This window comes from Leifsonia sp. fls2-241-R2A-40a, assembly GCF_030209575.1.
GTDB lineage: Bacteria > Actinomycetota > Actinomycetes > Actinomycetales > Microbacteriaceae > Leifsonia.
On the sequence record NZ_JARVRS010000001.1, the window covers coordinates 2,799,550 to 2,823,031 of the forward strand.

Consider the following 23,482-nt stretch of genomic DNA (forward strand, 5'->3'; position numbering starts at 1 on the left):
GGGTCACGGGCCGACGTAGCGCCCCACGGGGCGCAGGCGGAGCGGGGGCTGCGCGTACTCGTCGAGGGCGTGCACGATCCAGCCGACAGTGCGTGCCGTCGCGAAGACGACCTCTCCGGCGTCGTCGCGCATCCCGGCCGCGAGCGCCAGCGCGCCGAGGGCGAGGTCGACGTTGGGATGGGCGCCCGTGCGGTCGCGAATGACCTCCGACACGGCTTTCGCGGCCGCCGCGACGGCGGAGTGCCGCTCGTCGGCTCGGAGCATCCCGAACAGGATGCGCGCCCGCGGGTCGCCGTCGGGATAGAGCGGCTGGCCGAAACCGGGGACCGGGCCGTGTGTGGCCACCACCGCATCCGCCACCGCGCGCGCCGGATCCTCGCCCGAGACGACCCGGTCGAGCAGCCGGTACGCGGCGCGGCTGGCGTTGCCGTGCAGCGGCGAGTCCAGCGCACCGAGCCCGGCGACGACGACGCCGTACGGGGTCGCGCGAGCGGATGCTGCTGCGCGCGCGGCGAGGGTCGAGATGGCGATGTCGTGGTCGAGGAGCAGCACGAGGGCCGCGTTGAGGAGCGCGACGTCCGCGGGGGAGGGTGTTCCGTGGGAGAGGCGCCGGAACAGGCGCTCCGCGAGGTCGGGATCGGCTCCGGACGCCCCGCCGCCGAGCTCGGGCAGCACCTCCACCATCCCGGCGACCAGCCGCTCCGCTGCCGTGGCGACGACGGCCGGATCGAGGGACGCGCGCAACGGGTCCGCCGCGGCGAATGCGGTGACCGCGGCCAATTGCCGGTCGCGGTCACCGGCCGAAGCGGGAAGCACCTGGCTCACATCCCGCGCCGCGTCGAGACCGGCGCCGGACCGGAAGCGCGCCGCCGCATCCCACTCGCCGGTGAGCGCCCAGCGGGCGACGGTCTCGAACGGTTCGCGGGCCAGCTCGTCGACCGGCCGTCCCCGATAGGTCAGTTCGCCGTCGTCGATCAGCGCGAACCGCGTCTCGATGACCATGAGCGGTCGGCCGTCCGAGTGCCCGGGCGCAGCAGTGGACTGGCGGCGCCTGCTCGCGGCGAACCGCTCGACCTCGAGCGGGTCGAAGCTGGATCCGTCGGCTGTCCGCACCCGACCGAGCCGCCCGCGCGCCACATAGGCGTACAGCGTCTCGAGCTTCACGCCGAGCCGCTCGGCGGTCTGTTCGGCCGTGAGGCGCGGGAGGGAGTCCATATTGATCCGATCAACGTTGACTGCTACTTGCATCCAGTTCACACTACCGGTATGGACAGGATGGACGACACCCTCATCGACGTTCCCCGCGGCCTGACCAATGTGGTCGCGGCCCGCACGGAGCTGGGGGACGTGCGCGGGCACGAAGGCTTCTACCACTATCGGCAGTACTCGGCGGTGGACCTGGCGCGCGATCGGACGTTCGAGGAGGCGTGGCATCTTCTCCTCTTCGGTTCGTTGCCGACGACGGCAGAGCTGGAGGCTTTCCGCGCCCGCATCGCAGCGTCTCGAGCGCTTCCGGACGAGGTGCGCGAGATCCTTCCCGCGATCGCGCGACTCACCACGGGCGGGGATGCGCTGGCCGGATTGCGGATGGCGCTCGCCGCGATCGCCGCCGCCGACGGCACTCGGCCGCTTTACGACGAGGACGCCGACGCGCGCGTCGAGGACGCCATCCGCACCGCCGCCGTCACGCCTGTCCTCCTCGCTGCGCTGCACGCACTCGCCGAAGGCCGGGAACCGCTCGAGCCGCGCGACGATGTCGGTCACGTGGCCGGCTACCTCTGCCTCGTCACCGGGAGGATCCCGACGGAGCAGCAGGAGCGAGCGCTGAGCGCCTACATGACGGCAGCGATCGACCACGGTTTCAATGCCTCTACCTTCACCGCACGGGTGATCGCCTCGACGGGCGCGGATCTGCCGTCGGCCGTCGGGGGCGCGCTGGGCGCGCTCTCGGGACCGCTGCACGGCGGCGCACCGAGCCGCGCTCTCGACACCCTGGACGAGATCGGGACACCCGACCGCACCGACGAATGGGTGCGCCGCACCCTGGAGGAGGGCGGCCGGGTGATGGGCTTCGGCCACGCGGTGTACCGGACCGAGGACCCGCGCTCCCGGATGCTGCGCGAGTTCGCCGAGGGCTTCGGCGGTCCGCGGGTCGATTTCGCCGTGCAGGTGGAGCGACGGGTGCAGGAGCTGCTCGCCGAGCTGAAGCCCGGACGCGAGCTGCACACGAACGTCGAGTTCTACGCGGGGATCGTGATGGAACTCTGCGGCATCCCGCGGTCGATGTTCACGCCGACGTTCGCCGCCGCCCGCGTGGTCGGCTGGACGGCCCACATCCTCGAGCAGGCCGCGGACGGCAAGATCGTCCGGCCGTCGTCGCGCTACGTCGGCCCGGCCGCGCCCGTGCCGCTGCCGGCGCGGGTACCCGCGTCGTCCTGAGCGGGGCGCATTTCGTGTGACGGATGCATCGGGGTCGCGGTGACCACTCGCCGAGCGCGCCCCGAATACTTGCGTCGGAGAACGGACGGCAAATCTCCGACGTAACGTGGTGCAGCAGGAGATTGGCGGCCGATCCACCCGAATCTCCGCCGAGGGCGACCAGATCCCGACCGAGTCAAAGCCATCCACCCAGCCGGCCGAGTTACCGGCTCGACTCAGGCGGTCGCCGCGCCAAGCGCAGCGCAGCGCCGCCCCGCCCCCTCACGCCTCCGGCGAGTACACCCGCAGCGCACCCGGCCTGATGGCGATCGCGATCCGCTTCGGGTTCCCCGGCGTCTCCGCGGACGCCTCCCCGTCGTGCGCGTATCCCGGATCGTCGCCGACCGCCTCGACGCTGATCTCCTCGACCACGCGCGCGTCCAAAGCGGGCGGCCCCTGGAGGAACGGCATGCGCGCCGCGAAGGCGTCCGTGCGGCCGCCGAAGGCGAGCGCGACGGCACCGCGGGTGCGCGGGCGCCCGCCGGCGAAGAGGATGCGCACGTCGAGCAGGTGGTCGTCCAGCCGTCGGCGCTCGATCGGCGCGACGCTGACGGGGTAGTACCGGTCGACGCCGACGAACACCGACCACACCTGGCGCCGCTTCCCGTCGATCTCGACCTCGAGCGGGTTGCCGCGCCGAACCACCCGGATCGCCGCGATGAGCGCGGCGATCGGCTTGCCCAGCCGCTTCTCGTGCTTCTCGCGCTCTTCGACGAAGGCGGGATAGATCCCGACTGACGCCGTATTGAGCACCGTGATGGTCTCGCCGTCGGCGAAGGACAGCTCGGCCACGTCGACCTCCCGGCCGCTGCCCGACGCGAGCGCGCCGAGGGTCGCGTCGACGGAGTCGAGCAGCGCCGCCTTGGCGAAGTGGTTGAACGTCCCGCCGGGGAAGACGACCAGCGGGAGGTCCGCCGCGCGCGCCCGCTGGGCGACCGCCGCGACCGTGCCGTCGCCGCCGTACGCGCCGAGGACGCGCGGCGGGGCATCCGACCGCAGCGCCTGCTCGATCAGGTCGCCGATGTCGTCGCCGTCGGCCAGTTCGTGGACGTGCGCCTTCGGCAGCCGTTCCCGCAGCAGCGGAATCGGCGACGGGCGCCCCAGCCCGCGGCCGGAACCCGGATTGACGATGACGAACACGCCCTCGCCGGTCTCGGTCGCGGGCAGCTCGATCATGCGCGCGGTCGGCGGGTCGCGGCGCACCACGGGCTTCACCGCGGGCACGACCACCTTGAGCGCCACGGCGGCAGCGACCCCGATCGCAGCGCCGCCCGCCACATCGGAGAGCCAGTGCGCCCCGGTGTGCAGCCGCGAGTACCCGACGCCCGCCGCCACGGGCGCCAGCGCGGCGCCGGCCGCCGGCCACTCCAGGGCGGCGCCGGTGGCGAACGCGGCGGCGCTCGCCGTGTGCCCCGAGGGGAACGACGGAGACGTCGGCGACCGTTCGAGGCGACGTGCGAGCGGGATGGATGTGAGGGCCGGGCGCTCGCCGCCGACCAGGCGTTTGCCGACCAGGTTGGCCACGAGGCTGGCCAGCCCCAGCGAGGCGAGGCCGCGGGCCGCCGCGCGCGGCCGGCCCAAGGCCAGCAGCACGGCCGCGGCCGCGAACCACAGCTTCCCGTGGTTGGCGGCCCGGGTGAGCCCGACCCAGAAGCCGTCGGACAGCGCTCCGGTCGTGCGCGCGTTGATGCGCTCGGCGACCCGCGCGTCGGCGCGCTTGACGCGAGCGGGGAGGGGGATGCGCCGATGCGGGCGACGACGGGATGCTGCCATGCCCGCCAATGTACGCGGCGCAGACGGCGGGTCGCGGATCGTCGCCGGGTCTGTGCGCCAACCCGGGTTGTGGAGAATCGCCCCCGTCCAGAACCCCCGCGCAGAACCCTGTGCAGAACGCCGCGCGCGGCTCCGGCCGGGCGGTAGGATCGACGACGTGAGCACGCACGTCATCTCCCAGCCCAACGAACACCAGCGCGAGGTCGTCGGCAGCGACGAGCAGGGCACGCTCGTCCGCAGCCTCAGCACGACGCTGCCCAGCGCCCTCGGCAACCTCCTCGCCACTCTCGTGGTGCTGGTCTCGGTGGTCATCGGCATCTGGAGCCTCGTAGCGACCTGGACCGGCAACGCCGATGACTTCCTCCCGTTCTTCCAGGTGACCGTCGCGGCGACCGTCGTGTCGCTCAACGCCCTGTATGCGCGCCGTACCTTCAGCTACGTGATCACGCTCATCGGCGCCATCCTCTGGCTCTGGGTGTCGGTCACGCCGTTCTCGCCGTTCTTCCAGGTGCTGCTGCAGGCGGTCACCGTGGTGATCATGCTCGCCGGCGTGGTGCTCTCGACGGCGGCTGTCCGCCTCAGCAAGCAGCCCCGCTTCTGAGCGGGGAGCCGACGCCCCGGCCCGGCTCCGCACCAGCGGGAGATCCGACCGCTCCGGCGGATCCGTCGATCCCGCCCGGAGAACTCGCTCCCGACGAGCTCCCGCACGGCCGCCTGCCCGGCGACGAGACCCTGTCCCGCCGTCGGCACTTCGTCGACCTCTCGCCGCTGCGCGAGTCGCCGGCGTTCGCGCGCCTCTGGCTGGGCGGCGCGATCTCCGGCATCGGCTCGCAGATGACCATCGTCGCCGTCGGACTGCACATCTTCGACCTGACGCATTCGACTCTCGCCGTCTCCCTGGTGGCGCTGTTCGCGCTGGTGCCGATGATCGTCTTCGGGCTCTACGGCGGTGTGCTCGCCGACGCCTTCGACCGCCGCAAGGTCGCCCTGGTGACGGCGATCGTCGCGTGGACCTCCACGGCTGCGCTGGCCCTCCTCGCGTGGATGCACATCCCGGTCGTCTGGCCCCTCTACGTGATCACGACCATCAACGCGGTGGCGAGCGTGATGATCGGTGCAACGCGGCAGGCGATCACGCCGCGGCTCCTCCCGGTGCGGCTGCTTCCCGCAGCCAGCGCGCTGGGCGGGATCAGCATGGGCGTCATGGTGACCGTCGGTCCCGCGCTCGCCGGCCTGCTGGTCGCGACCGTCGGCGTCCCGTGGACCTACACGGTGGATGCGGTGCTCTTCACCGCCGCATTCCTCGGCATCTTCACCCTTCCGTCGATCGTCCCGGAGGGGGAGCGGCAGGGCGCGGGACTCGCATCGGTCCTGGAGGGGCTGCGGTTCCTCCGCACCGCACCCAACCTCAGCATGACGTTCGTGCTCGACGTCATCGCCATGACCTTCGGCCAGCCGCGCGCGCTGTTCCCCGCGGTCGGTGCCCTGCTCATCGGCGGCGGACCGATCACCGTCGGCATCCTCACCGCCGCGGGCGCGGTGGGAACGCTGGTGTCGAGCGTGTTCTCGGGACGCCTCGGCAGCGTGCGGTGGCAGGGGCGTGCGGTCGAGCGCGCGATCATCGTCTACGGCGCCAGCATCCTGGGCTTCGGCATCGTGCTGGCTGTCGTCGCCGTCACCGGGACGAACGGCGGGGGCGCCTCCCTGCTGCAGGCGAACATGCCGGCGCTGGTCCTGGCGACCATCCTGCTCGCGGCGTCCGGCGCCGCGGACAACGTGAGCTCCATCTTCCGCATGACGATCCTGCAGGCGTCCGCTCCGGATGCGATGCGCGGTCGGTTGCAGGGCGTCTTCACCGTCGTTGTCACCGGCGGCCCGCGCCTGGGCGACCTCTACATCGGTGTCCTGGCGCTCACCGGAGCGCTCTGGTTCCCGCCGTTGCTCGGCGGACTGCTGATCGTGGTGCTCGTCGCGGTCGTCGTGCGCATCCAGCGCTCGTTCCTCCGGTACGACGCGCTCGCGCCCACACCCTGACTGCGGTCCGCAGGGACGCGGCTCAGCTCTCGCGGACCACCTGATCCGGACGCTTGTCCGGCCGGAGCCCCCGCCACGACGGCTGCCGCAGCCGGCCCGGTCCCGTCCATTCGGCGAACTCCACCTCGCCGACGAGCTCGGGACGCACCCAGTGAGCTCCGCGCGCGTCGGCCGTCGGCACCCCCTCGATCGGGCTCGTCTTGCGTTCGTGCGCGCTCAGTTTCTCCGTCAGGTCGTCGAGCGCGCGGTCGCTGAAACCGGTGCCGACCTTTCCGACGTAGCGGAGGGTGTCACCGTCGGGGATGCCGAGCAGGAGAGCGCCGATGGTGTCGGCACGGCGCCCGTTGCCGGGCGTCCATCCGCCGATCACGACCTCCTGGGTCAGGTGGTGCTTGATCTTGATCCACGAGCGGGAGCGGCGCCCGGCGGAGTAGGTGCTGTCGCGCCGCTTCGCCATCACGCCCTCGAGTCCGAGCTCCTTGCTTGAGGCGATGGCATGCGCCAGGTCCCCATCGAAGGCGGGCGGCACCTGCACCGGATCGTTCGGCTTCGGTCGCAGGACCTCGCCGAGCAGCTCGCGGCGATCGTCGTAGGTGTCCCGGGTGTGCTTCGTGCCGTCCACCGCCAGCACGTCGAACACCATGTAGTGCGCGGGGGCGCGCTTCAGGGCCGATTGGACATCGCCGGGGCGCGTGAGCCCCATGCGCGTCTGCAGCAACCCGAAGTCCGGGCGCCCCTGCGGGTTGAGCGTCACGATCTCGCCGTCGAGCACCAGTTCGTGGTCGCCGGCCAGGTCGACGAGTCCGGCGAGATCCGGGTACGTGACCGTGACGTCGTTGCCGTTGCGGGTGGTCAGCCGCAGGCGCCCGTCGCGGATCTCCGCCACGGCGCGGATGCCGTCCCACTTCATCTCGAACGCCCACTCGTCCTCGTCGCTGATGTCGGCCGCCGAGCCGAGCGTCGCGAGCATGGGGGAGACCGGGTCGCCGGTGATCGGCGCGCCGGCCGTGCGTGGCGCAGCGGCCGCCGCAGTCGTCTTGGTCGGCTTCGCAGCCTTCCCACGACGGGACGGAGCCGCCTCGTGCTCGCCGTCCGATGCGTCCGTCTTCATCAGGTGGATCAGCCAGTTCTTCTCGTCCCCGCCCTGCGCCGTGCGGATCAGCGCGTACTTCCGCGGCTCGCCCCCGAGTCCGCCGTCCGGCTGGCCGTGCAGGGTGGCGATCACCTCGTCGTCGCGCCACTTCTCGAGCTCGTAGTCGCCATGGTCCCAGATGTCGACGTGCCCAGCGCCGTACTCGCCGTGCGGGATGTCGCCGGCGAAGCCGCCGTACTCGAGCGGATGGTCCTCGGTGTGCACCGCCAGGTGGTTCTGCTTGGCGTCGGTCGGCGTGCCCTTCGGGAGCGCCCAGCTGACCAGCACGCCGTCGTTCTCGAGACGGAAGTCCCAGTGGAGCCGCCGCGCATGATGCTCCTGGATGACGAACGATCGCCCCTCCCGCGCCTCCGGCCGATCGACGGGCACCGGTTCGGGCGTCTTGTCCGCATCACGCATCGAGCGGTACGTGGACAGCCGGTCCGGCTCGGACGGATGGCCGCCCGTCCCGTCGCCCGCAGTGGAGAGCTCGGCGAGCGGGTCGCCGCGCCGCTTCAGCCGCTGCATCACCTCCCGGTAGTCGAGGTGCTGGAGGCCCTTGGAGGCCAGTTCGCGCCAGGTCCGCGGTGCGGCGACGGTGGGGTGGAAGCGCCCGCGCAGCGAGTACGGCGCGATCGTGGTCTTCGCGCCGTTGTTCTGGCTCCAGTCGACGAGCACCTTGCCATCACGCAGCGACTTCTTCATGTCGCTGACCACCAGGTCCGGATGGTCCGCCTCCAGCACCCGTGCCAGCTCGTGCGCGACCGCCGAGATCTGCTCGCTGGTCTGCGAGCCGTCGAGCGCCGCGTAGAGGTGGATGCCCTTGGAGCCCGAGGTGACCGGCATCGGGTCCAGTCCCATGTCCTGGAGGATCGCGCGCGCCAGGCGGGCGACCTCGGCGCAGTCGGCGAGGGTCACGCCGTCGCCCGGGTCGAGGTCGAGCACCAGTCGGTCGGGATTCTGCCGCTCGCCGCCGCGTCCCACCCGCCACTGCGGCACGTGGATCTCGAGGGAGGCGATCTGGGCCAGCCAGATCAGCGTGGCCCGGTCGTTGACCAGCGGGTAGGTGTTCGTGCTGGTCTTGTGGGTGATCGAGGCCTGCTTCACCCAGTCCGGTGTGGATGCGGGGTCCAGGTTCTTCTGGAAGAACACCTCGGCCGGGTGGTCCGGCGTCCCGACGCCGTGCACCCAGCGCTTGCGGGTCGCGATGCGGTCGCGCACGTGCGGGATCATGACCTCGGCCACGGCGTTGTAGTAGCCGAAGATGTCGGCCTTGGTGGTCCCGGTCTCGGGATACATCACCTTGTCGAGGTTGGTCAGCTTGAGGCGGTGGCCGTCGATGTCGACGACCTCGGTGTCCTGGGCGGCCATAGGCACACCGTACGCCCGGCGCGGCGCCCGTCACCACGCCCCGGGGCCGGCCGCGCGATCGGACTCACTTCTCCGTGACGGTGTTGGCTGCGCCGAGCAGCTCGGGCGCACTCGCCGTCGACGTATAGGTGACGGTGTTGTCGGCGCCGACGAGCTTCATCGACTGGACGTCGCCGGTGGTGATGGTGTTGCCCGCGCCGGTCACGGAGAGGGCCTGGAGCGACCCGGTCGTGATGGTCTGGTCGGCACTGGTCACCGAGACGTCGCCGCAGGACCCGACGAGGTCGACCGTCCCGTGGGCTCCGACGACAGTGACGTCCTCCCCGCCGCTGCAGGAGACGGTGACCTTCGCCCTGTTCACCTGGACCTCGATCGGCTTGCCGGTTCCCGTGACGGTGTAGCCGCTGCTCTCGACCGTCACCGCACCGCTGCCGATCCGCACCTGGACGGTGCCCGCGGCGACCGTGTCGACGCTGCACGCGGAGAGGACGGCGGTGGCGGCGACGGCGAGAGCGGCGACCGCGAAGCCGCGGCGGATGATGCTGGTGCGCATGGGGAGGTGCTTCCTTTGCTGTGGGAGGGAGGGGCCGATCGCCCCAGAATGCAGACGAAAACACGAGCGCGATCGTGACGCGATCGGTGGGAACTCGCCCCCGAGGGTTGAGGAGCGCGGTGTTTCTGGTCAACATGGGCACATGAGGGCCATTTGGACGGGCGCCATCACCTTCGGACTGGTCAATGTGCCGGTGAAGGTCTACAGCGCAACCGAGGATCACGACGTCCCGCTGCACCAGGTGCACGACGCGGACGGCGGCCGCATCCGCTATCAGCGCCGCTGCGAGATCGACGGCAAGGTGATCCCGTACGAGCACATCGTGAAGGCCTACGACGACGGTGAGCGCACGGTCATCCTGACCGCGGAGGACCTGGCGTCGCTGCCGGCGGAACGCAGCCGCGAGATCGACGTCGTGGAGTTCGTCCCGAACGACCAGCTGGACCCGCTGATGTTCGACCGCAGCTACTACCTCGAACCCGACTCGAAGTCGCTGAAGGCGTACGCCCTGCTGCGCAAGACCCTGGAGGACGAGGAGCGCACGGCCATCGTAGAGTTCGCCCTGCGGCAGAAGACCCGGCTCGGCGCGCTCCGCGTGCGCGGCAACCTGCTCGTTCTGCAGACCCTGCTCTGGCACGACGAGATCCGCGAGGCGGACTTCCCGGCGCTCGACCAGACACCGCGCATCACCGACCGCGAGCTGCAGCTGTCGAGCGCGCTGATGGAGAGCTTCGCGGGCGACTTCGAGCCGGAGAAGTTCAGCGACGACTATCAGGAGGAGCTCCGCAAGCTCATCGACGCCAAGCTCGAGCAGGGCGAGAGCGTCGACACCGCTGCGACCTTCGGCGAGGAGGAGGAGACGAAGAAGGGCGGCGGCGAGGTCATCGACCTGATGGAGGCGCTGCAGCGCAGTGTGGAGCGCAGCCGGTCGACCAAGTCGTCCTCGAAGGCGTCGTCCTCGAAGTCGTCGTCCTCGGCGGAGAAGAAGCCGGCCGCCAAGTCCACGGCGTCGAAGTCCACCGCATCCACTTCCACACGGAAGACCGCGCCCAAGAAGTCTGCGAAGAAGCCCGCGTGACGCGCCTCAAGCGCAGCAACCCGTCCGGCCCCGGCTACCACCGGACGATGACCGACAAGGGCCCGGTGTATGAAGACGAAGCAGGCAACAGGATCGTGGATGAGCGCGAGCTGGAGCGCATCCGCTCGCTCGTCCTCCCGCCCGCCTGGCAGGACGTCTGGATCTCGCCGGACGCCCGCGGGCACATCCAGGCGGTCGGCACCGACCAGGCCGGGCGTCGTCAGTACCGCTACCACGACGCGTGGAGGCTCAACCAGGACCGCGTGAAGTTCGAGCGCGCGGCGCTCCTGGCGGAGACCCTGCCGTCCGCCCGGCGCAAGGTGACGATGGACCTGCGGCAGGAGGGCTTCGAGCGCGACCGCATCCTCGCGGCCGCGTTCCGGATCATCGACCTGGGCAGCGTGCGGATCGGCAGCGAGGAGTACCTGCACGCCAACGGCAGCCGCGGGCTCACGACGCTGCTGTGCCGCCATGCGCGGATCGAGGACGACGACATCACGCTGACCTTCCCGGCGAAGTCGGCGCAGAAGTGGACGAGCACCATCACGGACGCCGACCTCGCGGAGTTGCTCCGGCAGATCCAGGCCCTGCGCGGCCAGCGGTCGCGGCTGCTGTCGTGGAAGGACCGCACCTGGCACACGATCCGCCCGGCGTCGCTGAACGAGTACATCCGCCGGCAGACGCGGGGGGAGTTCACCGCGAAGGACTTCCGGACGCTGCACGGCACCATCGTGGCGGCGGAGGCGCTCGCCGCCCTCGGCGTCTCCGGTTCGGACTCGCAGCGGAAGAAGCGGATCAGCGCCGCGGTCAACGAGGCTGCCGCCGCACTCGGCAACACGCCCGCGATCGCGCGCAACAGCTACATCGACCCGCGCATCTTCGACCGCTACCGCAGCGGAGAGGTCATCGACACCTCCGGCGGTCGCACCCCCGAGCCAGCCCTCCTCGACCTCCTCAGCTGAGCCGCCGAGCACAGGAAGAACGTCGCGATCCTGAGTGGATGCGCGACGTTCTTCCTGTGCTCGGCGGCCAAGCGGCCGCCGGGTCAGCGGGTGGGGACTTGCGCCTTGGTGGACGCGGAGAGCGGCGCAGCGATCTCCTCGAGCGACTTGCCCTCGGCATCCACGCCGAGGAACAGCTCGACGAGCCCGGCCCCGATCATGAGGCCCGCGCCGATGTAGTACCCGATCACGACGTCGTGGATGCCGCCCTCGATCAGGTGCCCGAACAGGATCGGCCCGATGATGCCGCCGATGCCGGTGCCGACCGCGTAGAAGAACGCGATCGCCATGGCCCGGGTCTCCATCGGGAAGATCTCGCTGACGGTCAGGTAGGCGGCGCTCGCGCCGGCCGACGCGAAGAAGAACACGACCATCCAGCAGGCGGTGAGCCAGAAGGCGTCGAGCACGCCTGCGTCGAACAGGATGCCCGTGCCGACCAGCAGGACGCCGCTGCCGATGTACGACAGCGTGATCATGAACCGCCGTCCGACGGTGTCGAACAGATGCCCGAGCAGGAACGGCCCCAGGAAGTTGCCGATGGCGATGGGCACGAGCGCCCACGGCGCCACGTCGTCGGGCACGTGGAGCAGCTTGGTCAGCACCAGCGAGTAGGTGAAGAACACGGCGTTGTACAGGAATGCCTGCCCGATGAACAGCGACAGCCCGAGCACGAACCGCTTGGGATACTGCCCCAGCGCGACCCGGACGATCTCCCCGAACCCGGTCGAGCGCCGCTGGTGGATCTCGATCGCGCGATCGTCGGGCACCTTCTCCAACTTCTGGTGGGTGTTCTCCTCGACGCCCTCCTCGATCTCGCCGACCAGCTTCTCGGCTTCTTCGTCCTGGCCGTGGATGAACATCCACCGCGGCGACTCCGGCACGTTCCGGCGGACCAGCAGGATGACGAGGCCGAGCACGGCACCGAGGCCGAACGCGATGCGCCAGCCGATGTTCGCCGGGAAGAGCGAGGTGTTCAGCAGGAAGACGGTGAGCACGGCGCCGAACGCGGTGCCGAGCCAGTACGACCCGTTGATCGCCAGATCGACCAGTCCGCGGCGGCGGGCCGGGATGAGCTCGTCGATCGCGGAGTTGATCGCCGCGTACTCGCCGCCGATTCCCGCACCGGTGAAGAACCGGAACAGGAAGAACATCCACGGCGTGAACGAGAAGGCGGTCAGCACGGTCGCGACCAGGTAGAGGCCGAGCGTGAGGATGAACAGCTTCTTCCGGCCGAACCGGTCGGTCAGATAGCCGAACACGAGCGCTCCGACACAGGCTCCGGCGACGTAGATCGCGGCGGCGAGTCCGACCTGCGCGGTGGTGAGGCCGAGGCCGCTGCTGGGCTCGGTGAGCCGGCTGCCGATGGCGCCGACGATGGTCACCTCGAGACCGTCGAGGATCCACACGGTGCCGAGGCCGACGACGACCAGCCAATGGAAGCGGGACCAGGGAAGCCGGTCCATGCGCGCGGGAATCGTGGTGCGGATCGTCTTCAGCGACGCCGCCTTGTCCGTTGTGTGAGCAGTCACAGGCGTGAATCTACGACGCCTGAAAGTCTCCCGGCAGCGCCTTGACAAACGCCCCTGAGCAGGGTTTCCGACCGGCTAGCGTACCCGTGGCTGCGATGTCAACCCCTTGTTGTGGGATGGGGTGCATTGCTTATCGTGGCTAACGAACCACTCGTCCACAAGACGCGGTGGGACACCCGAACTGAGAGCACCAACGGCAGTGCCCGTGCGTACACGGGCTGAATGGGATGACACGATGACCACGCTCGAAGTTACCAGCGATCCGGTACGGGATTACCTCAACTCCATCGGCCGCACCCGCCTCCTGACCGCCGACGAGGAAGTCGCTCTCGCGAAGCGGATCGAGGTGGGAGTGCTGGCCGGAGAGCGGCTGGCGATCCGCCCGAACCTGACCCCGCGAGAGAAGCGCGAACTGCAGTACCTGGCCGACGACGGCAAGCGTGCGTTCGAGCGTTTCATCGAGGCGAATCTCCGCCTGGTGGTCAGCATCGCGAAGCGGTACGCCGGCCGTGGCCTGCCCGTCATGGACCTCATCCAGGAGGGCAACCTCGGTCTCGTCCGGGCGGTGGAGAAGTTCGACTACCGCACCGGCAACAAGTTCTCGACCTACGCCACCTGGTGGATCCGCCAGTCCATCCTCCGCGGCATCGCGGACACGGCCCGCCTGATCCGCATCCCGGTGCACACCGTGGAAAAGATCGACAAGCTCGACCGCATCCGCCGCGACCTGGGCGGAGAGCTCGGCCGCACGCCCACCCTCGAGGAGATGGCCGAGGCGTCGAACCTCGACCCGGCCGAGGTGCACAAGCTGCAGATGAGCGACTCCGAGACCGTCTCCCTGGCCGTTCCGGTCGGCGAGAACGAGGGCGCCGAACTCGGCGACCTGATCGAGGACGGCGACTTCGCCGGACCGCCCGAGGCCGTCGAGGTGGAGTTCCGCCACCGCGACCTCGAGGAGCGCCTCCGCGAGCTGCCGCCCCGTGACGCCAAGGTGGTGCGCATGCGCTTCGGCCTGGACGGCCAGAAGCCGATGACCCTCGACGAGGTCGGCGAGGTCTACGGCATCACGCGCGAGCGCGTCCGCCAGCTCGAGACCCGCAGCCTCAAGCGCCTCCGCAGCCCCGAGCTCCTCGAGTACCTCCGCTGAGCCCCCGGCCACAGGAAAAAGGTCGCTGATCCGGAAGGATCGGCGACCTTTTTGCTGTGCTCGGCGGCCAAGACGGCCAGACGGCCAGACGGCCAGGCGGGGCTCAGCGGCCGGGCGAAGAGTCGGCGTCGACCTCGTCGGCGCCGAGGGCGCCGATCTCCTCGGTCAGCTGCAGGCCCTGCGCGCTGTTGGAGGAGAGGGTGAGCTGTTCGAGCCAGCTCTTGTTGATGCGCGGGTGGCGTCCGCCGCTGTAACGGAACAGCAGCGGGATGGCCGGGTCGACCCAGATGGCGCTGCGGCCGTCGCCGACGCTCTGCTCGTCGCGCCAGGAGAAGAAGAAGCCCTCTTTGCGTCGCAGTTTCAGCCCGATCACGATCTGCAGGTGCGCCAGGACCCGGTCGTCGAAACCGATCTCGGTCGTCCCGCCATAGATGAGCTTGCCCATGGAAAAAACGTACAGGACGTTACGTTGTTTCCCGGAATCGTCCGGCGCCCGCTCGCAGGCGGATCTTCGCTGCGGGGCGTACCCTTCGGCCCATGACTGCCTCCCGAGTCCTGGTCACCGGCGCCACCGGCTACATCGGCGGACGCCTCGTCCCGCGGCTGCTGGCCCGCGGCTACACCGTCCGCGTGCTGGCGCGCTCGCCGCAGAAGCTCACCGACGTCCCCTGGGCCGGTGATGTGGAGGTCGTCCAGGGCGACCTCCACGACCCGGAGGCGGTCGCTCGGGCGGTTCAGGATGTGGATGTCGTCTACTACCTCGTGCACTCGATGCGCGCCCGAGGCGATTTCGACGAGGAGGAGTCGTCGGCGGCGCGCACCGTCGCCGAGGCGGCTGAAGCGGCAGACGTCGGCCGCATCGTGTACCTCGGCGCGCTCCACCCGGACGGCGAGCTCTCCCGTCACCTGCGCTCGCGGGTCGCGGTCGGACGCATCCTGCTCGACTCCGGGGTGCCGACCGTTGTGCTGCAGGCCGGGGTGGTGATCGGGTCGGGTTCGGCGTCGTTCGAGATGATCCGCCACCTGACCGAGGTGCTCCCGTACATGCCGGCGCCGCGCTGGGTGCGCAACCGCATCCAGCCGATCGCCATCCGGGATGTGCTGCACTACCTGCTGGCCGCGGCGGAGTTGCCGCCGGAGGTCTCGCGCGCCTTCGACATCGGCGGCCCGGACATCCTCCGCTACGGGCAGATGATGAACGCCTACGCCCTCGAGGCGGGGCTGCGGCAGCGTCCCATCGCGTCCCTCCCGGTGTTCACGCCGTGGCTCGCGTCGCAGTGGGTGAACCTGGTGACGCCGATCCCGCGCAGCCTCGCCGTCCCGATCATCGAGTCGCTGCAGTACGACTGCGTGATGCGCGAGCACGACATCGACGCGGTCATCCCGCCGCCTCCCGAGGGCTTGACGGGGTATCGCCGCTCGGTGCGGCTGGCGCTGGCGCGGGAGCGGGCCGGCGAGGTCGAGACGAGCTGGCAGGATGCGTCGGTCGCGGGTGCTCCGAGCGATCCGCTGCCCAGCGACCCCGAGTGGTCCGGGCACACCGTCTACACGGATGTCCGCGAGCGCGAGTCGACCGCCGACCCGGAGCTGCTGTGGCGCGTCGTGGAGGGCATCGGCGGGGAGCGCGGCTGGTACTCGTTCCCGCTCGCGTGGGCGCTGCGCGGCTGGGCCGACAAGCTCGTCGGGGGAGTGGGCCTCCGCCGGGGGCGCCGGGATGCCGACCACCTCAACACCGGCGACGCCCTCGACTGGTGGCGGGTGGAGCGGATCGAGCGGGGCCGGAGCCTGCGGCTGCGCGCCGAGATGCTGGTGCCCGGCAGGGCGTGGCTGGAGCTTTCCGTCCGCCCACGGGACGGCGGCGGTTCGCAGTACTACCAGCGCGCGGTGTTCTTCCCGCTCGGGCTCAGCGGCCGGCTCTACTGGTTCGCGATCCTGCCGTTCCACGGCGTGATCTTCAACGGGATGGCGAACCGGATCGTCTACGAGGCGGAGCACCCGAAGGCGGCTAGCCGCGTGGCGCGTCCGCTCGCGGAGCCGGATCCGTCTCGGGAGCAGCATCGGGATCGGCCGGGGCAGCAGGAACCGCGGCGAGCGTCGTCGCGCTGAGGTCCTGCAGGAACCGCGTGACCGTGTCGCGGTCCGCGGTACTCAGCGCCCGCGCCACCTCGAACCGGCGCGCGTGCTGGAGGCCCATGGTGCGGCGCACCTCGCGGTGCGTCTCGGGCGTGATCTCGACCGTGACCGCGCGGCGGTCGGTGGGATGCGGGCGGCGCACGACGTGTCCCGCGCGCTCCAGCCGGTCGAGGAGCTTGGTGGTGGATGCGGTGGAGATGCGCAGATGGTCCGAGAGCGCACCCGCGGTGACCGGTACCTGCGCGTTCATCGACGCGATGATGTACCGCAGGGCGCGCATGTCCGTCTCGTTGAGCTTCATGTGCGTGCGGGACTCGAAGCTGAGCCGCTGGTCGGCGTCCCGCCACTCGCGCATGGCCGCCAGCAGCCGCACGATCTGAGCCAGTTCCTCTTCGGACAGGTCGTCGTGCCGGACCAGTTCCTGGCGCGGATCGATGATCCGAGGGTCCGTGAGCGATGCCGAAATGCGGTGAGCGTCGCGTCGCGCGTCGTCCCGTCCCGGTGTCATGCGACCATCCTATTCCCATATGTAAGAAGCGTGCTAAGTTATTTGCTAACCAAGCTAGACAAGGGAGCGCCGGGCATGACACAGCTGCACCCCGAGACACGGACTCCTGTCGAGCAGCGCACCGACGACACGGCGCGCGACCTCGCCGAGGTGGAGGAGCGCCTCGCGCAGTTCTTCTCCGACCGGATCGCCGCATCCTCGGCCTTCGATGACTCCTACCGCCGGCTCTGGGAGAGCGCACGCGACGCCGCGGAGGGCGGCAAGCGCATCCGTCCGCGCTTCATCCTCACCGCCTACCGCGGGCTCGGCGGCACCGAGCCGGGCGTCGCCGTGACCGCCTCGGTCGCCTACGAACTCCTGCACACCGCCTTCCTGCTGCACGACGACGTCCTCGACGGCGACACTGTGCGCCGGGGCCGTCCCAACGTCGCGGGCGGGTTCGCCGCTGACGCCGTCGCCCGCGGCGCCGACTCGGCCCGCGCCCGGCGCTGGGGCGAGGCGGGGGCCATCCTCGCCGGCGACCTCCTGCTGCTCGCCGCATCCACGGCACTGGCCCGCATCGACACCGACGAGTGGACGCGCGAGCGGCTTCTCGACATCCTCGACCACGGCGTCTTCGTCACCGCGGCGGGCGAACTCGCCGACGTCGCGCTCGCCGAGGGCCTCGGCGCCGACCGGCCGGCGCTCGAGCACGTGCTCGCGATGACCGAGCACAAGACGGCGGCCTACTCCGTCTCCGGCCCGCTCATGACCGGCGCGCTCCTCGCCGGGGGCGGAGAGGATGTGCTGGCGCCGCTGGCCGAGTACGGCCGGCTGGTCGGCATCGCGTTCCAGCTCGGCGACGACCTGCTCGGCATCTTCGGATCCGAGGACATCACCGGGAAGAGCATCGTCAGCGACCTCCGGCAGGGCAAGGAGACGTCGCTGATCGCCTACGCGCGCAGCACCGCCCGCTGGGAGGAGGTGGCTCCGTCGCTCGGACGCAGCGACCTCGTCGCAGCCGAAGCCGGCCGCCTCGCGGCCGTGCTGGAGGAGTGCGGCGCGCGTCGATTCGTCGAGCGCCTGCTCGCCGACCACGTCGACCGCGCCATCGCGCTGCTCGACACCCCGTCCATCCCGCCGGCCCTAGCCGCACCCCTGGCCGACGTGGCACGCTCGTGCATCGGGAGGATCTCATGACCCGCGCAGCCGAGGCCCCGGCCGGAACCGTTCCGACCGACCTCGCCACCTACACCGACGCGGCGCATGCCGGCGCCGCCACGATCATCCACGCGTACTCGACCTCGTTCGGCATGGCCACCCGGCTCCTCGCGCCGCAGATCCGGCCGCGGGTCGAGGACGTCTACGCCCTCGTCCGCGTCGCCGACGAGATCGTGGACGGGGCCGCGGCCGAGGCCGGACTCGACATCGACGACCAGCGCGAGCTGCTCGATGCCCTCGAAGCCGACACCGAACGCGCCATGCGCACCGGGTACAGTGCCAACGTGGTCGTCCACTCCTTCGCGGTCACCGCCCGCGCCACCGGGATCGGCACCGAGCTGACCCGCCCGTTCTTCGCCTCCATGCGCAGGGACCTGAGCCCGGTCGACTTCACCGCGGACGAGCTCCGCGACTACGTCTACGGGTCTGCGGAGGTCATCGGCTTGATGTGCCTCCGCGTCTTCTTGGCCGACCGTCCGGCACCGGACGAGGTGCGGCTGCGGCTGGAGGCGGGCGCCCGCCGGCTCGGAGCGGCGTTCCAGAAGATCAACTTCCTCCGCGACCTCGCCGTCGACTGGACCGAGCTTCATCGCAGCTATTTCCCGGGGATCGACCCGGCACGGCTCACGGAGAGGCAGAAGCTCGCCCTCGTCGTCGACATCGACTGCGACCTGGGAGCGGCGGCCGACGTCATCCCGGACCTGCCCGACAACTGCCGCCGCGCGATCATCGCGGCGCACGGGCTGTTCGCCGAGCTCAGCGACCGCATCCGCGCCACCCCCGCGAGCGAGCTGCTGAGCCGGCGGATCAGCGTGCCGACGCGCGTCAAGGTCGGCATCCTCGCGCGGGCGACCGTCTCGGCCGCGCTGCCGCGGTCCGCGGGCGCGCTCGCGACCACCGGAGCCCGGTGATGACCGGCCGTCGCGTGGCCGTGATCGGCGGCGGCATCGCGGGCCTGGCGACCGCGGCGCTGCTGGCCCGGGAGGGGTACGCGGTCACGCTGCTCGAGCAGCGGCCGACCCTCGGCGGACGCGCCGGGTCGTGGGAGCACGACGGGTTCCGCTTCGACACCGGTCCGTCGTGGTACCTGATGCCCGAGGTCTTCGACCACTTCTTCCGGCTGATGGGCACCTCCACCGCCGAGCAGCTCGACCTGGTGACACTAGATCCGGGGTACCGGGTGTTCTCGGAGGACCGCCGGCCGCCGCTGGACATCCGCGCCGACGGTGCGCTGAACCGCGCGGCATTCGAGCGGGAGGAGCCGGGCGCCGGCGCCGCGCTCGACCGGTACCTGAAGGGATCGGCGGAGACCTACCGCATGGCCGTCGACCGTTTCCTCTACAGCACGTTCGCTGATCTGCGACCGATGCTGGCGGCGGACCTGCTGCGACGGCTTCCCCGGCTCGCGCGCCTCCTGCTGGAGCCGCTCGACCGCTACGCCGCCGGTTTCGTGCGGGATGTGCGCCTGCGCCAGGTGCTCGGCTATCCCGCCGTGTTCCTCGGCACCTCGCCGGATCGCGCACCGAGCATGTACCACCTGATGAGCCACCTCGACCTCGATGACGGCGTGCGGTATCCGCTCGGCGGCTTCTCCGTGCTCATCGACCGTGTCGCCGCGCTCGCCGCGGGCGCAGGAGCACGACTGATCACCGGCGCGCGCGTGACGGGTATCCGGACCGCCGACGGCTCCCCTCGCGATCGTGCCACCGGCGTCGACTACCGGGATGCGGCGGGCCGCCCCCATACGCTCGACGCGGACATCGTCGTCTCCGGTGCGGACCTGCACCACACCGAGACGGCCTTGCTGCCCGAGCGGCTGCGCACGCATCCCGAGAAGAAGTGGGAGCACCGCGACCCGGGTCCCGGCGTCGTGCTCGCGATGCTCGGGGTGCGCGGCCGGCTGCCGCAGCTGACCCACCACAACCTCTTCTTCACGACCGACTGGGATGCCAACTTCCAGACCATCTACGGACCGAACCCTGGCATCCCGGACCCTGCGTCTCTGTACGTGTGCATGCCGAGCGCCACCGATCCGGACGTGGCGCCCGAGGGCTACGAGAACCTGTTCGTCCTCATTCCCGTGCCCGCCGACACCTCCCTCGGCGCCGGCGGGATCGACGGCGCGGGCGACCGGGCCATCGAACGGGCGGCCGACGCCGCCATCGCGCAGATCTCGTCGTGGGCGGGCATCCCGGACCTCGCAGACCGGATCGTCGTGCGTCGCACGGTCGGCCCCGAGGACTTCGCCACCGATCTGAACGCGTGGAGCGGCGGCGCGCTCGGACCGGCGCACACGCTGCGTCAGAGCGCGTTCTTCCGTCCGGGCAACGCGTCGAAGAAGGTCGACGGACTCCTCTACGCCGGCTCGTCCACGATCCCCGGGATCGGCCTGCCGATGTGCCTGATCAGCGCCGAGCTCGTACTGAAGCGCCTCCGCGGCGACGGCGGCGCCGGACCCCTCCCCGAACCGCTGCCCGCCCCGCAGGCGGAGCGGGTGACGTGACGTTCGTCTACCTGGCCTGCCTGCTGCTCTCGCTCGGGGCGATGGTGCTGCTGGATGCCCGGTTCCGGCTGGTCTTCTGGCGGGACGCGCGGCGCGCGGCGATCGTGCTCGCGCTCGGCCTGGCGTTCTTCCTCGCCTGGGATGCTGCGGGCATCGCGCTCGGAGTGTTCGCACGCGGGGAGTCCCGGTACATGACCGGCATCGAACTCGCGCCGGAGCTGCCCCTGGAAGAGGCCTTCTTCCTCCTCTTCCTCTGCTACCTGATCCTGGTGCTCGTCTTCGGCGCGCGTGCGCTGCTGGATCGGCGCGAGCGGGGTCGCCGGGAGGGGGAGGGATGACGTACGCACTGCTGAGCGTCGTCTTCCTCGCGATCGCCGCACTGGTGCTCGCCGTGGCGCTGGCGACCGCTCCCGACCGCTCGCGTCTGCTGCGGCGGTGGTGGGCTCCGGTCCTGATCGCCGGCGTGGTGGTGCTCGTCCTGACCGCGGTGTTCGACAATCTGATGATCGGCGTCGGGTTCATGACGTACGACTCGGCCCGGATCAGCGGAGTCCGATTGGGGCTCGTCCCCCTGGAGGACTTCGCGTATCCGCTCGCGGGACTGCTGCTCCTGCCTGCACTATGGATGCTGACCAGACGGAGGGGGAGGAGGCTGTGACCACCGTGGCGCCCGCTCCGTTCCGCCAGCTCGTGCTGGTCTCGCGCCCGCTCAGCTGGATCAACACCGCGTTCCCGTTCGCGGCCGCGTACCTGCTCACCACCGGTCGCATCGATGCGACGTTCGTCATCGGGACGCTGTTCTTCCTCATCCCGTACAACCTCGCCATGTACGGCATCAACGACGTCTTCGACTACGAGTCCGATCTCCGCAATCCGCGGAAGGGCGGCGCCGAGGGCGCTCTGCTCGACCGCTCCGCCCACCGGCGGACGCTGATCGCCGCGGTGGTGACCACCGTCCCGTTCATCGTGTACCTGGTGATCGTGGGGTCGCCGCTGTCGTGGCTGGTGCTGGCGATCTCCCTGTTCGCCGTGGTGGCCTACTCGGCGAAGGGTCTGCGGTTCAAGGAGATCCCGTTCCTCGATTCGGTGACGTCGAGCGTCCACTTCGTGAGCCCCGCCGTCTACGGTCTGGTGCTGGCGGGAGCGGCGTTCACGCCGGGGCTCTGGCTGGTCCTGCTGGCGTTCTTCCTGTGGGGCGTCGGCAGCCACGCGTTCGGAGCGGTTCAGGATGTGGTGCCCGACCGCGAAGGCGGCATCTCGTCGATCGCCACCGCGATCGGGGCGGCCGCGACCGTCCGTCTGGCGATCGGCGCCTGGGCGCTCGCGGGCGTCGCCATGCTGTTCACACCGTGGCCCGGACCGCTCGCCGCTGTCCTCGCCCTGCCCTACATCGCGGCCGCCGCGCCGTTCTGGTCGGTCGCCGACGAACAGACGAGCGGCGCCAACCGGGGCTGGCGCCGCTTCCTCTGGATCAACTACGCCTGCGGATTCCTGCTGACGATGCTGCTCATCCTCTGGGCGCAGGTGCGCTAGCCGCCGCCGGCCGTTAGGGACGGGGCGGCAGCTCCTGCAGCGTCCACGCGTTGCCGTCCGGGTCGGTGAAGTCCACGAAACGGCCCCAGGCGAGGTCGTTCACCCCGCGGGCGTCGACGCCCTGCTCGGTGAGGTGCGCGAGCGCCGCATCGGCGTCGGGCACGACGATCTGCAGGCCTTTCATCGTGCCGGGCGCCATGTCGGTGAGGCCCTGGCCGAACGCGATCGAGCACGCGGATCCGGGAGGCGTCACCTGCACGAACCGCAGTTCGGGGGAGACGCGCTGGTCGTGGTCCGCGTTCCAGCCGAGCGCATCCACGTAGAAGGCCTTGGCCCGGTCGACGTCGGTGACGGGAACGATGATGAGCTCGATGCGCCAGTCGCTGATGGTCATGATGACTGCCCTTCCGGTTGGTTTTCCTCCAGGGTAGGACCGCATGCGGTCACTTTCCGGCCGCAATTAGGATTCGGCGATTTCGCGGATCCGCGCGATATCGTCGGAGTCCCACGCACGCGAGAACCGAAAGCGAACACTGAGCGATGAGCGACTCACCGGCCGCCCCGAGCCCGTACGAAGTGCTGGGCGTGCGCCGGGACGCGAGTCACGATGAGCTGCGCCGGGCGTACCGCCGGCTGCTCCGCGAGACGCACCCCGACACGGGCGGCACCGCGGCCGCGTTCCAGGCGGTGCAGCAGGCGTGGGAGCTCGTCGGAGACCCCGAGGACCGCGCGCGCTACGACCGCGGGGAGAGCGCGGGAGTGGATGACGTGCTGGGCGAGTCGGCGGGCGGCGGCTTCAGCGCAACCTTCCACGCGACCCACGGCTCGTCCCGCGGCGCCACCGTCCGGGCCCGCAGCTACGGCCATCCCGGCGGGCGGTCCCGCGAGCGCTTCCTCGGTCTGATGCGCGAGTGGATGGGCCGGGGCACCGACGACCGCGACCCCTACGACCCTGCGCTGGTCCGTTCGGCGCCGCGCGAGATCCGCCAGCTGCTCGCGGTGGCGCTCGCCGAGGAGGCGACGGCCCGCGCGGTCACCGGCCTCGGGATCGGCTTCACCATCTGGAACGACGTGGCCGTCCATCCGTCGACCGACGCCAAGATCGACCACATCGTGCTCGGCCCCGCCGGCCTGTTCGCCATCCGGTCCGCCGACTGGGGCGGCCCGGTGAAACTCGCCAAGGGCGAGGTCGTCGGCGCGTCGATCGACCCGGACGAAGAGCCGTTCCACGACCTGTACCACGCCGCTAAGAGCTTCGGCCGGCAGGCCGGCGTCCGGTTCACCGGATACATCATCGTGGTGCCCGATGCCGACCTCGACGTGCCGTTCGACGTGGTGCGCCGCGGACGGCTGACCGGCTCGATGCTGGTCCGCCGGTCGCTGCTCCCGCGCGTTCTGCGCGACGGCGCGAACGCCGCCGGACGCGAGAGCGTCGACCGGGCGTTCGAGCTGCGGACCCGGCTGCAGGAGGCCGTGCGCTTCGTCTGAGCGCCGCGGTCGCTCGGGCGA

Annotated in this window: 22 protein-coding genes; 14 read left to right on the top strand and 8 right to left on the bottom strand. The window is 70.8% G+C overall.

The genetic code is table 11. The features are described from left to right. Window positions 1-3: 3 nt before the first annotated feature. Window positions 4-1,215 carry a citrate synthase gene (locus QRN40_RS13865; RefSeq protein ID WP_285116283.1) on the bottom strand — a complete coding sequence of 404 codons (1,212 nt, stop codon included), beginning with the start codon at window positions 1,213-1,215 and terminating at the stop codon, window positions 4-6. A gap of 51 nt (window positions 1,216-1,266) precedes the next feature. Here QRN40_RS13865 and QRN40_RS13870 point away from each other — a divergent pair, with 51 nt between their 5' ends. Then, window positions 1,267-2,439: a citrate synthase gene (locus tag QRN40_RS13870; RefSeq protein ID WP_285116284.1), complete on the top strand. Its 1,173-nt coding sequence runs from the start codon at window positions 1,267-1,269 to the stop codon at window positions 2,437-2,439. A gap of 261 nt (window positions 2,440-2,700) precedes the next feature. Here the strand turns inward: QRN40_RS13870 and QRN40_RS13875 are convergent, their stop codons facing one another. Beyond that, on the bottom strand, window positions 2,701-4,251 hold the full coding sequence (locus QRN40_RS13875) for a bifunctional phosphatase PAP2/diacylglycerol kinase family protein (protein WP_285116285.1): 1,551 nt from the start codon (window positions 4,249-4,251) through the stop codon (window positions 2,701-2,703). A gap of 157 nt (window positions 4,252-4,408) precedes the next feature. On the opposite strand from QRN40_RS13875, the gene QRN40_RS13880 reads away from it, so the two are divergent. Together QRN40_RS13880 and QRN40_RS13885 are read left to right on the top strand one after the other, a co-directional pair. Next, the gene (locus tag QRN40_RS13880; RefSeq protein ID WP_285116286.1) at window positions 4,409-4,852 is read left to right on the top strand and encodes a hypothetical protein; all 444 of its coding nucleotides are present in this window, start codon (window positions 4,409-4,411) and stop codon (window positions 4,850-4,852) included. A 113-nt stretch (window positions 4,853-4,965) separates the two neighbouring features. Continuing rightward, window positions 4,966-6,285 (top strand): MFS transporter, encoded by a 1,320-nt coding sequence (locus tag QRN40_RS13885; RefSeq protein WP_285117499.1) that lies wholly within the window; start codon window positions 4,966-4,968, stop codon window positions 6,283-6,285. Between the two features lie 22 nt (window positions 6,286-6,307). Here the strand turns inward: QRN40_RS13885 and QRN40_RS13890 are convergent, their stop codons facing one another. Together QRN40_RS13890 and QRN40_RS13895 are read right to left on the bottom strand one after the other, a co-directional pair. Beyond that, window positions 6,308-8,788 (bottom strand): ATP-dependent DNA ligase, encoded by a 2,481-nt coding sequence (locus QRN40_RS13890; protein ID WP_285116287.1) that lies wholly within the window; start codon window positions 8,786-8,788, stop codon window positions 6,308-6,310. A gap of 64 nt (window positions 8,789-8,852) precedes the next feature. Further along, window positions 8,853-9,341: a DUF3060 domain-containing protein gene (locus QRN40_RS13895; protein WP_285116288.1), complete on the bottom strand. Its 489-nt coding sequence runs from the start codon at window positions 9,339-9,341 to the stop codon at window positions 8,853-8,855. A 142-nt stretch (window positions 9,342-9,483) separates the two neighbouring features. On the opposite strand from QRN40_RS13895, the gene ku reads away from it, so the two are divergent. Both ku and QRN40_RS13905 read left to right on the top strand, forming a co-directional pair. Then, window positions 9,484-10,419: a non-homologous end joining protein Ku gene (gene ku, locus QRN40_RS13900; RefSeq protein WP_285116289.1), complete on the top strand. Its 936-nt coding sequence runs from the start codon at window positions 9,484-9,486 to the stop codon at window positions 10,417-10,419. Beyond that, window positions 10,416-11,381, top strand: a complete 966-nt coding sequence (locus tag QRN40_RS13905) for a DNA topoisomerase IB (protein WP_285116290.1) — start codon at window positions 10,416-10,418, stop codon at window positions 11,379-11,381. The genes ku and QRN40_RS13905 overlap by 4 nt, the downstream gene beginning before the upstream one ends. A gap of 83 nt (window positions 11,382-11,464) precedes the next feature. Here QRN40_RS13905 and QRN40_RS13910 read toward each other — a convergent pair whose 3' ends face one another. Then, window positions 11,465-12,883, bottom strand: coding sequence for an MFS transporter (locus QRN40_RS13910; protein WP_285117500.1), 1,419 nt, complete (start codon window positions 12,881-12,883; stop codon window positions 11,465-11,467). 301 nt (window positions 12,884-13,184) lie between these two features. On the opposite strand from QRN40_RS13910, the gene QRN40_RS13915 reads away from it, so the two are divergent. Next, window positions 13,185-14,096 carry a sigma-70 family RNA polymerase sigma factor gene (locus tag QRN40_RS13915; protein WP_285116291.1) on the top strand — a complete coding sequence of 304 codons (912 nt, stop codon included), beginning with the start codon at window positions 13,185-13,187 and terminating at the stop codon, window positions 14,094-14,096. A 103-nt stretch (window positions 14,097-14,199) separates the two neighbouring features. On the opposite strand, the gene QRN40_RS13920 is transcribed toward QRN40_RS13915, so the two are convergent. Continuing rightward, window positions 14,200-14,541 (bottom strand): DUF7882 family protein, encoded by a 342-nt coding sequence (locus QRN40_RS13920; RefSeq protein ID WP_285116293.1) that lies wholly within the window; start codon window positions 14,539-14,541, stop codon window positions 14,200-14,202. Between the two features lie 92 nt (window positions 14,542-14,633). Here QRN40_RS13920 and QRN40_RS13925 point away from each other — a divergent pair, with 92 nt between their 5' ends. Beyond that, window positions 14,634-16,202 carry an SDR family oxidoreductase gene (locus tag QRN40_RS13925; protein WP_285116294.1) on the top strand — a complete coding sequence of 523 codons (1,569 nt, stop codon included), beginning with the start codon at window positions 14,634-14,636 and terminating at the stop codon, window positions 16,200-16,202. Here QRN40_RS13925 and QRN40_RS13930 read toward each other — a convergent pair. Next, the gene (locus QRN40_RS13930; RefSeq protein ID WP_285116295.1) at window positions 16,102-16,737 is read right to left on the bottom strand and encodes a MarR family winged helix-turn-helix transcriptional regulator; all 636 of its coding nucleotides are present in this window, start codon (window positions 16,735-16,737) and stop codon (window positions 16,102-16,104) included. The two genes, QRN40_RS13925 and QRN40_RS13930, sit on opposite strands and share 101 nt — an antisense overlap. A 75-nt stretch (window positions 16,738-16,812) precedes the next feature. Between QRN40_RS13930 and QRN40_RS13935 the strand changes: the two genes are divergently transcribed. The 6 genes from QRN40_RS13935 to QRN40_RS13960 are packed head-to-tail and all read left to right on the top strand — an operon-like array spanning window position 16,813 to window position 21,973. Then, window positions 16,813-17,916 carry a polyprenyl synthetase family protein gene (locus QRN40_RS13935; protein WP_285116296.1) on the top strand — a complete coding sequence of 368 codons (1,104 nt, stop codon included), beginning with the start codon at window positions 16,813-16,815 and terminating at the stop codon, window positions 17,914-17,916. Continuing rightward, window positions 17,913-18,848 carry a phytoene/squalene synthase family protein gene (locus tag QRN40_RS13940; RefSeq protein ID WP_285116297.1) on the top strand — a complete coding sequence of 312 codons (936 nt, stop codon included), beginning with the start codon at window positions 17,913-17,915 and terminating at the stop codon, window positions 18,846-18,848. Before QRN40_RS13935 ends, QRN40_RS13940 begins: the two co-directional genes overlap by 4 nt. Beyond that, window positions 18,848-20,440, top strand: coding sequence for a phytoene desaturase family protein (gene crtI / locus QRN40_RS13945; protein WP_285116298.1), 1,593 nt, complete (start codon window positions 18,848-18,850; stop codon window positions 20,438-20,440). Before QRN40_RS13940 ends, crtI begins: the two co-directional genes overlap by 1 nt. Further along, the gene (locus QRN40_RS13950; RefSeq protein WP_285116299.1) at window positions 20,437-20,778 is read left to right on the top strand and encodes a lycopene cyclase domain-containing protein; all 342 of its coding nucleotides are present in this window, start codon (window positions 20,437-20,439) and stop codon (window positions 20,776-20,778) included. Before crtI ends, QRN40_RS13950 begins: the two co-directional genes overlap by 4 nt. After that, a complete protein-coding gene (locus QRN40_RS13955) occupies window positions 20,775-21,098 on the top strand; it encodes a lycopene cyclase domain-containing protein (protein ID WP_285116300.1) in 324 nt (107 codons plus the stop codon). Before QRN40_RS13950 ends, QRN40_RS13955 begins: the two co-directional genes overlap by 4 nt. Next, the gene (locus tag QRN40_RS13960) at window positions 21,062-21,973 is read left to right on the top strand and encodes a prenyltransferase (RefSeq protein ID WP_285116301.1); all 912 of its coding nucleotides are present in this window, start codon (window positions 21,062-21,064) and stop codon (window positions 21,971-21,973) included. Before QRN40_RS13955 ends, QRN40_RS13960 begins: the two co-directional genes overlap by 37 nt. 13 nt (window positions 21,974-21,986) lie before the next feature. Here the strand turns inward: QRN40_RS13960 and QRN40_RS13965 are convergent, their stop codons facing one another. Further along, window positions 21,987-22,367: a glyoxalase superfamily protein gene (locus tag QRN40_RS13965; RefSeq protein ID WP_285116302.1), complete on the bottom strand. Its 381-nt coding sequence runs from the start codon at window positions 22,365-22,367 to the stop codon at window positions 21,987-21,989. A gap of 146 nt (window positions 22,368-22,513) precedes the next feature. Here QRN40_RS13965 and QRN40_RS13970 point away from each other — a divergent pair, with 146 nt between their 5' ends. Beyond that, window positions 22,514-23,461: a DnaJ domain-containing protein gene (locus QRN40_RS13970; protein ID WP_285116304.1), complete on the top strand. Its 948-nt coding sequence runs from the start codon at window positions 22,514-22,516 to the stop codon at window positions 23,459-23,461. Window positions 23,462-23,482: the final 21 nt, after the last annotated feature.